The following is a 12,435-nucleotide window of genomic DNA, read 5'->3' on the forward strand; positions in this document are numbered from 1 at the left end:
TTTTATACTGGATTTTTAAACAGCCTTTATAGAAAAAAACTATTTAAATCAGAGTCTAAGCGGCTTCGTAGCTTTTTTTTAGCGCGACTTAAATGGCCATCAACAGCTTTTTCTGAAATTCCCATTGTTTCTGCTATCTCCTTATAACTTTTGCCCTCTTCTTTGTTTAAGCGATAAACTAGTTGGCATGTTTGGGGCAATTGAGCTACTAATACTTCCAGCCTTCCCTTTAATTCCTCAAAAGCTAAGTACTCTTGGGTGGAATCATCAAGTATGTCAATGTTTAAAAGTCCTGACGATTCGAATAATCTTTGCTGTCTTTGACGATTCAGGAACTTGATAACCCGATATTTGGTTGACACCATCAGGTAGTTATCTAAACTAGTATGAATTTGCAAATCATTTCGGCGCTGCCATAATGACTGGAAGATATCTTGCACAATGTTTTCTGCTTCGACTACATCTGAGGTTTTGTGAATAGCAACAGTAAGTACCTTCTTCCAATATCGATTATATATTTCGGCAAAGGCAGGTTCATCATCAATCTTGATTAGCTCCAAAAGTCTATCATCCGTATTTTTTTCTAAACTAAACCTATCCATTGATATGCATCCACTCATTCCTGCGTATATCAAAGATAATATTTACAAAATATACTAGCGATAAAGCTATGATATTAGAAAAGCAAAGTTTCACATGCATACTTAAATCTATATACTAACATTTAAGGCACTATTAATATTTCACCAAAAATCTTAGATTTATGGTGAAAACGCAATTTATTTGATTCAAGTAATACTTTATGCCTGACACAATTCCTAAGGTTGCCATTGCCGAACTCCTGACGGGTCCTATGTCTCAGGCTCCTTTGATAGACTATCACCTAATGGTGAGTCCACCAAGTCGGCAATTAACTAATATTCCCTACCGCACCACGTTCTACGCCGTGGGCCTATGCTGGGCGGGCACCGTAGTGTTAAAAGCAAACCGGGAGCACTACCAAGTGGCACCTGGCTCCCTAATACTTCTGGGGCCAGAAGTGCTACGCCACTGGCAGCAGCAGTCGGCCGACTATCACACCGAAGCCTTGTTTTTTACCGAAACCTTTTTCTCAGCCCCTTATACGGATCCGACGCGATTAAGGCAACTTCCCTTCTTTCATGCCCAAGCCACGCGGGTTCTGCCTCTATCATCCTCTGAAACTGCCCAAGTAAGCCAATTGCTGGAGCAGGTCCGGCAAACCCTTAAGCGGCCAAGCCACTACCAGGCCGACATTGTGCGCAGCTACGTCGCCATCCTACTGCTCATAGCCGCTGACAGTTACGAGCGCATGACACCAACAATAGCCCCAACCCGCCGGGTGGACTTGGTTGCACGTTTCCAGCAGCTAGTAGCGCAGCCTGACCCGAATCGTCGCCGAGTAGCCGACTACGCTAGTTTACTTTTCGTTACCAGTAAGTATTTGAGCGAAACTTTGAAAGCGGACACAGGGAGGACGGCAGGGGAATGGATTGACAGCCAAATGTTACGTGAAGCTCAACACCTGCTTTGGCAGACCAACCGCAGCATTATGCAGGTCGCCGAAGAATTGGGCTTCAGCGATGCGTCAGCCTTCGGTAAATTCTTTCGGCGTCAGACTGGACAGACCCCACTAGCCTATAAACAGCAGAGGCCCTTGTAAATCAATATTTCGATAAATAGGTAGTATAGAGACAGCAGTGCGCCCTGCCCTGGAACCCATCGCGCACCTAGTTAAGCTAGGTGCGCGAAGAAGTCGTGGACAAAATGAGCGGCAACGGAGTTGAAATATTACTCCTTAAACAATTAGCGAGGTAGTAATTTTTAGATAGATCAAATCGAATCCATCGACGACTGTAGCCTCAAACTAGACTTCGATCCGGGCTGATACAACTCGATCAGCATGTCTTCATTGTCTCTAATGAACGTATAGCGGTCTCCGCTTCCATCAGGTACAACGTTAAGCGTAAATGCTTGCTCAACTCCCTTGGACTTCAAATCTATGAGAGTACCATCGAGGTCATCCACAAAAATGGCGAAGTGATTGATTCCTCCGAAGCTTAGATTTGATTCAGCCTCTTTCCGTCCATCCTCCATCGGCGTTGCATTCTCTATTTGAAAGAACTCAAGCCTGAGATCGCCACGACCGATAAACGCCACGCTGGCTCCTGGAAAGCCAAAATCAGTCAATCGCTTGAAGCCGAGATGTTTTTCATACCAGGTGATCGTCGCTTCCAGGTCGCGCACAGTGATACCAACATGATGGAAATAATCAAGGCGGTTTGATACTGTATGCTCCTTAACTATTTTTTCTTCGGATGGGCTGGGGAAGAAGGCTTCGAGAATCTGATTTGGATTAAAAAATTCCCGGTAATGGGCTATTTGTTCGCCTCGCATGGTCAGGCGGGCGCTGTATACCTGGTGGTAGGCCTTACCGGTTGCCGTTACTAAGCCACCGCCTTCGAACTCTACAAATATTGTATTAGGGTCAGACGTGGCCGAAAAAGTTATGTCCGTAAAGTTCCAGTTGGAAGCAAGCCGGGTTACGTTTACAAGGTGTGCCGTAACCGCGGCGCGCCCCTCTACCCGATTAGCGAACGGAACAGGTGCATACGGGTACTCGTGCACCACGTCCTCTGTAATCAGATTACCATATGCTTCTGCGGTCATATTGTGATTAGTAAATAATTCAAGGTGGAGCCGAAATGCGCGCTCCGCGTGAGTCCGACTATCGTTGGTGATTTTTGAGTTCATAATAATATAATTAATAGTGAAATTTTTTTAAATAAGTCCTTTCTCTGCCTGCCCGCTTCAAAGTTGGGTGTTCTTACTCATCTCAAGCATATGTAGAGGGCATCGGCAATTGGTATAGCAAAGGTCTGCATTACTGCCCGTCCCGGTTAAGTTCACTTGTCGGGTATTCTGGTTCCGAATACGCTATTCTAACGTGGACTGTGACAATTTTTACAATAATTACCTCAATCAGATGATTGTTTTATAATCAAAAAGGTGTAAAAGGCTATTGATATTGGTGTCATAAAAGATCCTAGGCTGTCAATATTTCTTTCGTTTGAAATGATGGTTATACTTATGGGTAATCTTACCATCTTTGCCAATAAGGATGTAGTGTGGTACCGCATTGACGTTATAAGCTTTACAAACCTCATTTAATGTCCATCCTTCCGCTACCAGGTTTACACCGGTCATCTCTAAATATTCCATTTTATTCTTCCATCTATCGCCTTTTCATCTACATAGATGTTAAGAAAGACTACGTCTTTGCTTTGATACTTATCATGAACTTTCTTGCCATCTTCACGGATATCTGCAATGCAAGGACCGCAGAATGCGCCCCAGAAATCAATGTAGATAACCTTGCCAGCAAAATCCTAGATGGTGCTTTCTGTCTAGGGCGTAGGTCTCATCTTGAGGATGCTAACTTGATTATATCTCCTTAACACTAAGGTAATAGTTGAGGTCTTTCTTTGCTTTTGCAAACTTCCATTATATGGGTCAATCTATACTTTCGGATACCGAATTACAGCATTTGCTTGAGGATAATGATTCTTCTGCTTTCACAATACTATATGATAGGTATTCGAATGACATCTACGCTTTTCTATTAAGAATTCTTAAAAATCCCCAAATTAGCGAGGACGCGACTCAGGAAGTGTTTACTAAAATTTGGATAAATCGGGGCCAGTTATGTGAGGTAAGAATCTTCAAAGCCTACCTTTATACAATCGCCAGGAACCATGCGTTGACAACTCTTAAACTGGCTTTTCGGGATCAGACCACTACCAAAGACATCTTTAAAAGTTTTATTTCTTTTCGTAGTTCTACCGAAGAAGATCTTCTTTCCAAGGAATATTTGTCGTTTGTTAGAAGAATATTGGCTACGCTTCCGGAGCGCACGAAAGAAATATTTTTGCTTTGCCGGGAAGAAGGAAAATCGTATGAAGAAGTTTCCCAAAAAATGGGTATTTCCCGTAACGCGGTAAAAAACCATATGGTTCATTCAATGAAAGTACTCAGAAGAGTCAGCGAAAAAGAATTGGGAATATCACTTACCCTGTTACTCGCTGGAATCACTAGCACAATGTATTAACAGTTTCAGGCTTATCCTCAAGGTTTTAGTACCATTTGCGGTTTGGCTAAAACAAGTCATTCCAAAATAATTATTTTTTTCTGCTACCCTTGAAGTCCATTCTTCACTCTTAGTATTTAAAGCCATCAAATTATGGATGAAGAATACTACAAACAACTTGTGAACCGGTATCTCTCAGGAAAATGTTCGAATGAAGAACTAACGCTTTTCTCTCACTTGATGAGTGAGAATAAGTTGGACTTGCTTTTACTTGACGCGACAACTGATAATGAAGATAAAAACGAACGAGAAGTAACGGCTGAGAAGATTAGGAAAGTCAGATTGACATTTCCAGCCTGGCTGCGATATGTTGCTGCAGCCACAATAATCATTGCTCTATCCTTACCAATTTACCTTAATCTCCACCATCCACAAAGCAAACGGTCACATGCAAAAGTACTAATAGGTGATGCGATGCCTGGAAGCAACAGGGCGATTCTTGCCTTAGCTAATGGAACAACTATCAAATTGGGTGTAACTGCGAACGGAAATAATTCTAACGGTGGAAATGGCCATATCGTTAAGGTTGACGGCGGAAAGTTAATCGTAAACACAAGTGAGAAAAAGGATCCAATAGTTGTCCTTAACTCAACAATAAATACACTTAGTACTCCCAGAGGCGGCCAGTATCAATTAGAGCTCCCTGATGGGACCAGGGCTTGGATAAATGCATCTTCCTCAGTAACATTTCCAACTGTTTTCAGTAGCAAACAGCGAAAAGTAAGAGTTTCTGGAGAGGTGTACTTTGAGGTCGCTAAAAATCCCAACCGACCATTTATTGTAGAGACCGAACATCAGACAGTAACTGTGTTGGGTACTCATTTTAACATCAATGCCTATAATGACGAACAAGAAACGAAAACCACATTAATTGAGGGTAGTGTAAGGGTAGCCTCAAAGTATGGCAGCCGGGTACTAATTCCAGGACAACAATCTATACTTTCTGCCAATAAGATGTTAGTTAAGAAGCAGTCTAACCTACAGTCGGTTATAGCCTGGAAAAATGGAAACTTCTCTTGTGACCATACTGATCTCCCCGTGCTTCTCCGTCAACTATCGCGTTGGTATGATGTTGAAATTGTCTATACGGGTGTGATCGGCAAGCATGAGTTTGTTGGAGAAATCAGCAGAAGTCTTAAGTTATCAAGTGTGTTGAAAATACTTGAGAGCAGCGGGGTACATTTTAAAATTAACGACAAGAAATTAATAATACAGCCATAATTTTTCACCTTAAAGCCAAAACTGACATGAAAACATAACTGACCAAAACGGTTGTGACAAAAAAGCCACTGATGCTCGTAACACCAGTAGCCTAAAAGTTGGGCAACCAGATAGACACTTATTGACAAGCACTATTATTTTACCAAACAATGCAAAAGTATGCAAATCAACGAACGTAGGAAAGACTACGCTAAGAAAAAGAAATCCTACCAAAAATTATTTATGGTGATGAAAGTAACCATTTTGTTTATAGTAGCGTTCTGTATCCAGGTTTCCGGATCAGCACTCGCACAAAGGATCACACTACATCAAAAAAATAAATCGTTAAGCGAGGTACTAGTTATAATAAAAGCGCAGAGCGGGAGCACGTTTTTCTATGATAACTTGATTTTAAAAACGTCACGCCCTGTAGACATTGACGTAGAAAATGTCACTTTGGATAAGGCACTTTCGTTAGTTTTCAAAAACCAGCCACTAACCTACAGCATAATCGATAACATAGTAGTGATAAGCCTTAAAAGAGAAGTCCGGGCAAGATTAAACGTTGAAGGCCAGGTTATGGATGAAAATGGTGGCCCTGTCCGAGGGGCTAGTGTTAAGGTTAAAGGCAGTACCTTATCAACAATGACTGATACCAATGGAAAGTTTATTTTAGAGTATGGCCCTGAAGATGCAGTTCTTGTAGTTTCTTATATCGGTTACCAGACGCAGGAAATCAAGATGAATGGTCGTACCAAAATAACTATAAGCTTAAAAGAAGCTTCAAAAGAACTAGAAGAGGTTATCGTAACAGTAGGTTATGGAGTTCAAAAGAAAGCGAATCTTACGGGAGCAGTTGCAACAGTAAACTTTAAGGACATAGAAAATGTGCCTCAGTCCAATACTGTTAATATACTAGCTGGTCGTTTGCCTGGAGTATCAGTTATCCAGGGTGGCGCGCAGCCAGGATACGATCAGGCTGACGTAAATATACGGGGATTAGGCACCTTGAACGATGCTACACCGCTGGTCATTATAGATGGTGTACAAGCAACGCTAAATGATATGGGTAACCTTTCCCCGCAGGAAATTTCTAATGTAACCGTATTGAAAGATGCTTCATCTGCCGCCATTTACGGTTCACGTGGTGCAAACGGTGTCATTCTGGTAACCACCAAAATGCCTACTAAAGAAGGAGTGAATATCAATTTTTCTGCTAATGCCTCACTTCAACAAGCACTTCACCTACCTGATCTTGTTGAGGCATGGCAATACATGGAATTCCAAAATGGGGCCTCGGCATCCAAGCGATACTCGCCAGCTGTGATTGACAGCGCCAAGAATGGTCTGATCAGTGACAATATAGCTAACACCCGATGGCACGACATCATTTTCCGAACCGCTCCCATGCAGAATTATAACCTTTCCTTTAATGGAAAGTCTAAAAACACTACTTATGAGCTTTCAGGAGGTATACTTGAGCAAACAGGAATACTTAAAGGCACTGACGGAAACCGCTATACCCTTAGGACAAATATTCAGAGTCAGGTTAAAGATGGGATAAAGATTGGTTTAAATTTATGGGGTTTTTCTAGAAATGCCTCCCAACCTTTTCGGGGCATGAGAGCGCTCTTAAGGGATGCGCTCCGGGTTCCTAATATGCCAGTTACCTACTTGAACGGCGAATATGCAGTATATAATGCCTATGTAACTGGGAACAAGCTTGTCCAAAATCCGCTGTTAAATACTATGATCGGGTACGTAAAACTCAATGAGATGAAACTAAATGCGCAGCCATCGCTGGAGGTCAAATTAGCAAAAGGACTTTCTGCCAGATCAGCGTTTACTTATTCTTATGGAAACACCAAGAACGACAGTTTTAACCCAACTTATTCTTACAATAATCCTTTTGGCCAACCATCTTTTGTAAACGAAGTTTCTAATCTTTCCAATCAAGTTGCAAATAATATTCAGACGCAATGGCAGTCTACGTTAAGTTATAGCGGTCAACTTCAAGGAAAGCATTCGCTTAGTGCGCTATTAGGCCACGAGATATTAAGCTACAAGCAGACCCTAATCCGAGCGACCGGACAAAAGCTTCCCAGTAATGATCTTCAACAACTTGATAACGCTAGTGCTAATTTCTCGGTTGGGGGTAACCAGCAGGATTGGTCTCTTCAATCGTTGTTCGGCCGTGTTAATTACGATTATGAAGATAAATATCTATTTGAGGCGAACTTTAGGGCCGATGGTTCTTCAAGGTTCAATGGCGAGTACAGGTACAGTCCTTCAGCTTCATTGGGTTGGTTGATCTCCAAAGAACCATTTTTCAAGCCTATTGAACCAGTGGTCTCATTCCTTAAAGTCAGGGCAGGTATTGGTAGATTAGGAAATGACAGAATCGGTAACTATACCTACCAACAGAGTATCAACCTTAGCCAGTACTACACGATCGGAGGTTCTTTGCAGACCGCAGGATCTATAACGAATCTTGGAAACCCACAGATTACATGGGAACAGACAACTACAACTAATGTTGGACTTGACCTTGGCCTTTTTAAAAATAGACTATTTGTTAATGTGGATGCCTATAATCGCATTACCGATGGTATTCTCTTTCAACTACCGTTACCGCAATCGTTTGGGTCTGTAACATCAGCATACCAGAATATAGGTAAAGTCTCAAATAAAGGCGTCGAGCTGAATATGGAGTTCCATGATCAAGTGGGGAAGCTCAATTATCGCCTGGCTGGGAATTTTGCTTACAACAAAAATAATGTTGAGAAACTTAACGGTCAGCGGGTGATCAATGGTGATCCAACCTCAAATGCACTGACGATCATTCAGGAAGGAGCATCGATAAATTCCTGGTTCGGATATGTGGTAGATGGCCTATATACACAACAGGACATGGACAATAAATACCCTCGCTTTACATCGGATGTAATTGTAGGGTCGCTTAAATTCAAGGACCTTAATAATGATGGTGTAATAAATGGCGATGACCGTGCTATAATCGGTCAGGCAACAACCCCATATACTTTTGGCTTCAGTGGAGGAGCAGACCTTAAAGGATTTGATTTCACATTCCTATTACAGGGCGTTGCCGGAAAGGAGATCTACACTTATGATTACGGGAATATTCCTGGTGCAGGTGCTCAAAACAATTTTTGGCGAGATTGGTGGGAGAGGTCATATAACGCTGAACGAAACCCGAACGGAGACTGGCCAATCGTTAAAACTGCTGGTGCCGAAGCTATTATATCAAGTTCTTTCTGGTTGGACAACTCTTCATATTTAAGAGTAAAGAATATGGAACTTGGATATACCCTCCCTGCAGGTCTGCTTAAAAAAGCCAAGATTAGCAGAATGAGAGTCTACGTTGCAGCGCAAAATCTATTTACCATAACTAATACAAACCGAAATGTGGACCCTGAAAGGGCAAATTTTCAGATTAGTAACTCATCTTATCCGCAAACAAAAATCTTTAGTGCTGGCATTAACACAACGTTTTAGAAATTATGAAAACAATATTCCAACGATCAATAGTATTGATTTTATTAGTAGTAAGTATAACGGCCTGTAAGAAAAGTTTCTTGCAAAATGACAATCCGAATGATATTGCTGAAACCCTCTTTTATCAAAACGAGAAAGATGCTCTGTTTGGCCTTTACGGCATATATGATGCCTACCAATCGCCTAAGTTATTCGGTTTCAAGTATGCCATGTTTGATGGTGCCGCTGATAATGCAATGAACACTCAAAACCTAGATGACTTTGGGGATATTGAGAAAGGCAACAATAGCCCGGTAAGCGAACCTGTAAATGATATATTTACACAATTTTATACAGTTATTAATAGGGCCAATTATGTAATAAAAAGAACCACTGAAATTGATAAGGCTTCTATTAGCGAGTCATCACGTAATCGAATTATAGCTGAGGCGTCTTTTCTTCGAGACTTTGCATATTTTGAGTTAAGCAACATTTATCGCGACGTTCCTTTGTATTTAGAGCCAAATGGCGCTTCGAGTACTGGCAAGTCATCTTCAAAGAAGGCAGAGATATTAGCCTTTTTAAAACAGGACCTCATTAGTAAGATTCCCAATCTTCCGACGACAATTCCAGCAGCCGAATATGGTCGTACAGGAAGGGGTGGAGCAGTAGCGCTCCTTGGGAAAATCTACCTATGGGAAAAGGACTATAGTAATGCTGCCGTAACGTTTGCACAGCTGATGACAGGACCCTACAATTTTACCTTATACTCAGATTACGCTGGGCTGTTTACATCTAACAGCGCAGCTGAATTTTCCTCAGAGAACATCTTTCAGATCAACTTCGCCTCTGATGGTGTAGACAATGGAAGTACTTTCGCAGAGGTTGTGAATACTTCACAAGCGCCAAGGCTTCCGCGTTCAAGCTTTGTACCGTTGGCAAGTCTGGTAGACTCCTATCTTTGCACGGATGGGAAACCTATTATAGCCTCCACGCTTTATGGCTCTAAGTCTCCCCTTTATAACGCTACCGGCACATCGCGCTTTATGAACCGTGATCCGAGGTTAAGGGCAACCGTATTTACCGCTGCTGATGTAACCGCATCCGGACAGAAGATTTGGTCTTTTGCGAATACAACCTCCTTCGCTGTAAGAAAATATATCGAAGTATCTACCAACCAGTATGCTGCCAATCCACAGAACTTTTATATTATCCGCTATGCCGACGTATTGCTTATGTATGCTGAATCCAAGAATGAGGAATTAGGTTTGCCAGATGCCTCTGTTTACAACGCGGTGAATCTGGTGAGAAGAAGGGTGAAAATGCCAGACTATCCTGCCGGACTTACCAAAGAGCAAATGCGATTGATGATCAGAGATGAACGCCGCTGGGAGTTTGGCTTCGAGTATCAACGGTTTTTTGACTTAAAACGTTGGGGAACGTTGGCCACTGAAATTGCTGCCCTTCCGGCAACTGCAAAAAAGAACTTTGTTAATCCGAGAGATTATGTCTGGCCTATTCCGCAAGGGGAGCTGGACAATAACGCTAACATTGCACAAGCAGAAGAGTGGAGATAATCAAATGGAAGAAATGAAGAAAGATAAAATTAATAGGCGAAGTTTTGTAACCAGGTTTAGTTTGTTAGGCGCTGTTGCAGGCCTTGTTCCACAGTATGCCTTCTCGGCGAACGAGAGAAAAAGTGAAGAAGCTGCTGGAATAATGAAGTGCAAGCCATACCTACAAGCGGTGAAAAAAGATGCTATCCGTATAAGGTGGATTACCAGCGAAAAGTGCCTGAGTTGGGTAGAATATGGAGAGAATGTGCAAGCTCTTGACAAAAAAGCTTATTGTAGTATTGATGGTCTCATACAGGCTAACAATACAATTCATGATATCCCTCTTAAAAACTTGCATCCAGGAAGAATGTATTTTTATAAGGTGTTTTCTAAGAAGATCGAAGGCTTTGAACCCTATAAGATTACCTATGGTGCGATTGCAGAGAGTGAGACATACACTTTTACAACACTAAATCCTGGAGCAGAAAATACGACTTTTGTAGTATACAATGATGTTCATGATCGCCCGGAAACTTTTGCACAGCTATTTAAATTTCTAACACCGGGTAAAAGAGATTTTATACTGCTCAATGGCGATATATTCAGTTCTCTTAAAACCGGAGAAGATCAGGTGATTAAAAATATGCTGGAACCTATCAGCGAGTTATTTTCTACGGACGTTCCTTTTGTTTTCTCGCGGGGCAATCACGAAGACAGGGGGCAATATGCTAGGCAGTTCCCCGATTACGTGAGTGGAGGTGAACAGAAATTTTATTTTTCATTTCAATCTGGACCAATATATGCCGTTGTGCTTGATTCCGGTGAAGGCACAACAGATGATAATCCTTTGTATGGAGGGATTCTTGATTTTGACGCTTACAGGCTTGAACAAAAGACATGGCTAGAAAAAGAGGTACAGAAACCTGACTTTAAAAAGGCAACATACCGTGTTATTATCAATCATATTCCCCCATTTTACACAGCAAGTGCTGACAATCATCCGTCCAAATTTTGCCGTGAACATTGGGGGCCAATCTTAAATAAAGCAAAGATAGACTTGATGTTGGCTGGACATACCCACATTCACGGAATACATCCTGCCGTCCTTCAAAAACATAATTTTCCAATTGTGATCGGTGGGGGGCCACGAAACGGTGAACGGACAATAATTCAAGTGAATGCTAACAAGCAGGCACTTGAGGTAAAGATGTTTAGTGATACTGGAAAAACAATAGGAGAACTAAAGATAAAAAATCCAAAAGGAAAGTGATTGTAACTCCATTTGGTTAGGGTGGTGAATATTTCAGACTTTCAATAGGGCAAGTTTATAGCTTGCCCTTTTAAGTGCCCTTCAAAAGCTAGCACTTATAAGCCCTTCGATAGATTGTAAATTCAAGATGATGAATCCAACTTTGTGCTAACCCAGCTTCTTCCCTAATTTCATCCTTTACTTAGCAGGTCACGTACTTTCTCCCGGTTTTGTCGGGAGATGGGAATCTTCGTCTGATCATTGAGCAGGAGGGTACCACCGTCCTCCTTTAGATAGCTCTTAACAAAGTTTAGATTTACGAGATGTGACTGATGGGTTCTGGCGAATCCATTAGGTTCCAGCAATTCCACAAAGTCCTTCAAAGTTTTGCAGACTAAAATCTGTTCTAAACTCTCCAAAAAGAATTTCGTGTAATTGTTATCAGCCTCGCACCTGATAACGGTATTCACCTTCACGTAAATAATCTCATTGAGCAGAGGCAGCGCGATCTTCGGTGATTCACGTTGGCCAGTCTTCATATAGTCAAGCAGATTATCGATGCTGTAATTTCTCTTTTTCGACATGATCTTTTCCTTTGCCCTTGCCGTGCCTGAACTCAGCGAGATTGATGGGCTTGAGTAAGTAATCTAAGGCAGAGAATTTAATAGCCTGGATTCCGTATTGATCATATGCAGTGATAAAAATCACTTCGAAATTTATGGAGTTAAAGCTCCTAAGCAGATCAAATCCCGAGGCCTCTGGCATCTGAA

11 protein-coding genes and 1 pseudogene are annotated in these 12,435 nt (G+C 41.7%); 6 read left to right on the forward strand and 6 right to left on the reverse strand.

Annotated elements, in window-relative coordinates; genetic code table 11:
* Positions 1-26: 26 nt before the first annotated feature.
* A complete protein-coding gene (locus tag WKF66_RS09640; protein WP_489674236.1) occupies positions 27-602 on the reverse strand; it encodes an RNA polymerase sigma factor in 576 nt (191 codons plus the stop codon).
* A gap of 200 nt (positions 603-802) precedes the next feature.
* On the opposite strand from WKF66_RS09640, the gene WKF66_RS09645 reads away from it, so the two are divergent.
* The gene (locus WKF66_RS09645; RefSeq protein ID WP_489674237.1) at positions 803-1,681 is read left to right on the forward strand and encodes a helix-turn-helix domain-containing protein; all 879 of its coding nucleotides are present in this window, start codon (positions 803-805) and stop codon (positions 1,679-1,681) included.
* Between the two features lie 170 nt (positions 1,682-1,851).
* Here WKF66_RS09645 and WKF66_RS09650 read toward each other — a convergent pair whose 3' ends face one another.
* From WKF66_RS09650 to WKF66_RS09660, 3 genes and pseudogenes are all read right to left on the reverse strand, one after another.
* Complete coding sequence (locus WKF66_RS09650) at positions 1,852-2,772, reverse strand: VOC family protein (protein ID WP_489674238.1); 921 nt, start codon at positions 2,770-2,772, stop codon at positions 1,852-1,854.
* A 300-nt stretch (positions 2,773-3,072) separates the two neighbouring features.
* Entirely contained in the window at positions 3,073-3,240 is a 168-nt protein-coding gene (locus tag WKF66_RS09655) for a peroxiredoxin family protein (RefSeq protein ID WP_489674239.1), read from the reverse strand.
* Positions 3,228-3,395: pseudogene (locus WKF66_RS09660) on the reverse strand (TlpA family protein disulfide reductase); the annotation flags it as partial. The pseudogene WKF66_RS09660 and the gene WKF66_RS09655, both read right to left, overlap by 13 nt.
* Before the next feature lie 131 nt (positions 3,396-3,526).
* Between WKF66_RS09660 and WKF66_RS09665 the strand changes: the two are divergent.
* From WKF66_RS09665 to WKF66_RS09685, 5 genes are all read left to right on the forward strand, one after another.
* Positions 3,527-4,126: an RNA polymerase sigma factor gene (locus tag WKF66_RS09665; protein WP_489674240.1), complete on the forward strand. Its 600-nt coding sequence runs from the start codon at positions 3,527-3,529 to the stop codon at positions 4,124-4,126.
* Positions 4,127-4,258: 132 nt separating this feature from the next.
* Positions 4,259-5,386 (forward strand): FecR family protein, encoded by a 1,128-nt coding sequence (locus WKF66_RS09670; RefSeq protein WP_489674241.1) that lies wholly within the window; start codon positions 4,259-4,261, stop codon positions 5,384-5,386.
* A gap of 159 nt (positions 5,387-5,545) precedes the next feature.
* Positions 5,546-8,881, forward strand: coding sequence for a TonB-dependent receptor (locus tag WKF66_RS09675; RefSeq protein WP_489674242.1), 3,336 nt, complete (start codon positions 5,546-5,548; stop codon positions 8,879-8,881).
* 5 nt (positions 8,882-8,886) lie between these two features.
* A complete protein-coding gene (locus tag WKF66_RS09680; protein WP_489674243.1) occupies positions 8,887-10,437 on the forward strand; it encodes a RagB/SusD family nutrient uptake outer membrane protein in 1,551 nt (516 codons plus the stop codon).
* 13 nt (positions 10,438-10,450) lie between these two features.
* On the forward strand, positions 10,451-11,686 hold the full coding sequence (locus tag WKF66_RS09685) for a metallophosphoesterase family protein (protein ID WP_489674244.1): 1,236 nt from the start codon (positions 10,451-10,453) through the stop codon (positions 11,684-11,686).
* 170 nt (positions 11,687-11,856) lie between these two features.
* Here the strand turns inward: WKF66_RS09685 and WKF66_RS09690 are convergent, their stop codons facing one another.
* Together WKF66_RS09690 and WKF66_RS09695 are read right to left on the reverse strand one after the other, a co-directional pair.
* Positions 11,857-12,249, reverse strand: coding sequence for a LytR/AlgR family response regulator transcription factor (locus tag WKF66_RS09690; RefSeq protein WP_489674245.1), 393 nt, complete (start codon positions 12,247-12,249; stop codon positions 11,857-11,859).
* On the reverse strand, positions 12,218-12,430 hold the full coding sequence (locus WKF66_RS09695; RefSeq protein WP_489674246.1) for a LytR/AlgR family response regulator transcription factor: 213 nt from the start codon (positions 12,428-12,430) through the stop codon (positions 12,218-12,220). The genes WKF66_RS09690 and WKF66_RS09695 overlap by 32 nt, the downstream gene beginning before the upstream one ends.
* Positions 12,431-12,435 lie beyond the last annotated feature (5 nt).

The sequence above is a fragment of the Pedobacter sp. genome, assembly GCF_037719805.1.
Lineage (GTDB): Bacteria > Bacteroidota > Bacteroidia > Sphingobacteriales > Sphingobacteriaceae > Pedobacter.

Bases quoted from the DNA above. Each gene is read 5' to 3' on its own strand.
- WKF66_RS09665 (WP_489674240.1), top strand. From the start codon at position 3,527: ATGGGTCAATCTATACTTTCGGATACCGAATTACAGCATTTGCTTGAG.
- WKF66_RS09670 (WP_489674241.1), top strand. From the start codon at position 4,259: ATGGATGAAGAATACTACAAACAACTTGTGAACCGGTATCTCTCAGGA.
- WKF66_RS09680 (WP_489674243.1), top strand. From the start codon at position 8,887: ATGAAAACAATATTCCAACGATCAATAGTATTGATTTTATTAGTAGTA.
- WKF66_RS09655 (WP_489674239.1), bottom strand. From the start codon at position 3,240: ATGGAATATTTAGAGATGACCGGTGTAAACCTGGTAGCGGAAGGATGG.
- WKF66_RS09650 (WP_489674238.1), bottom strand. From the start codon at position 2,772: ATGAACTCAAAAATCACCAACGATAGTCGGACTCACGCGGAGCGCGCA.
- WKF66_RS09685 (WP_489674244.1), top strand. From the start codon at position 10,451: ATGAAGAAAGATAAAATTAATAGGCGAAGTTTTGTAACCAGGTTTAGT.
- WKF66_RS09675 (WP_489674242.1), top strand. From the start codon at position 5,546: ATGCAAATCAACGAACGTAGGAAAGACTACGCTAAGAAAAAGAAATCC.
- WKF66_RS09645 (WP_489674237.1), top strand. From the start codon at position 803: ATGCCTGACACAATTCCTAAGGTTGCCATTGCCGAACTCCTGACGGGT.
- WKF66_RS09695 (WP_489674246.1), bottom strand. From the start codon at position 12,430: ATGCCAGAGGCCTCGGGATTTGATCTGCTTAGGAGCTTTAACTCCATA.
- WKF66_RS09690 (WP_489674245.1), bottom strand. From the start codon at position 12,249: ATGTCGAAAAAGAGAAATTACAGCATCGATAATCTGCTTGACTATATG.
- WKF66_RS09640 (WP_489674236.1), bottom strand. From the start codon at position 602: ATGGATAGGTTTAGTTTAGAAAAAAATACGGATGATAGACTTTTGGAG.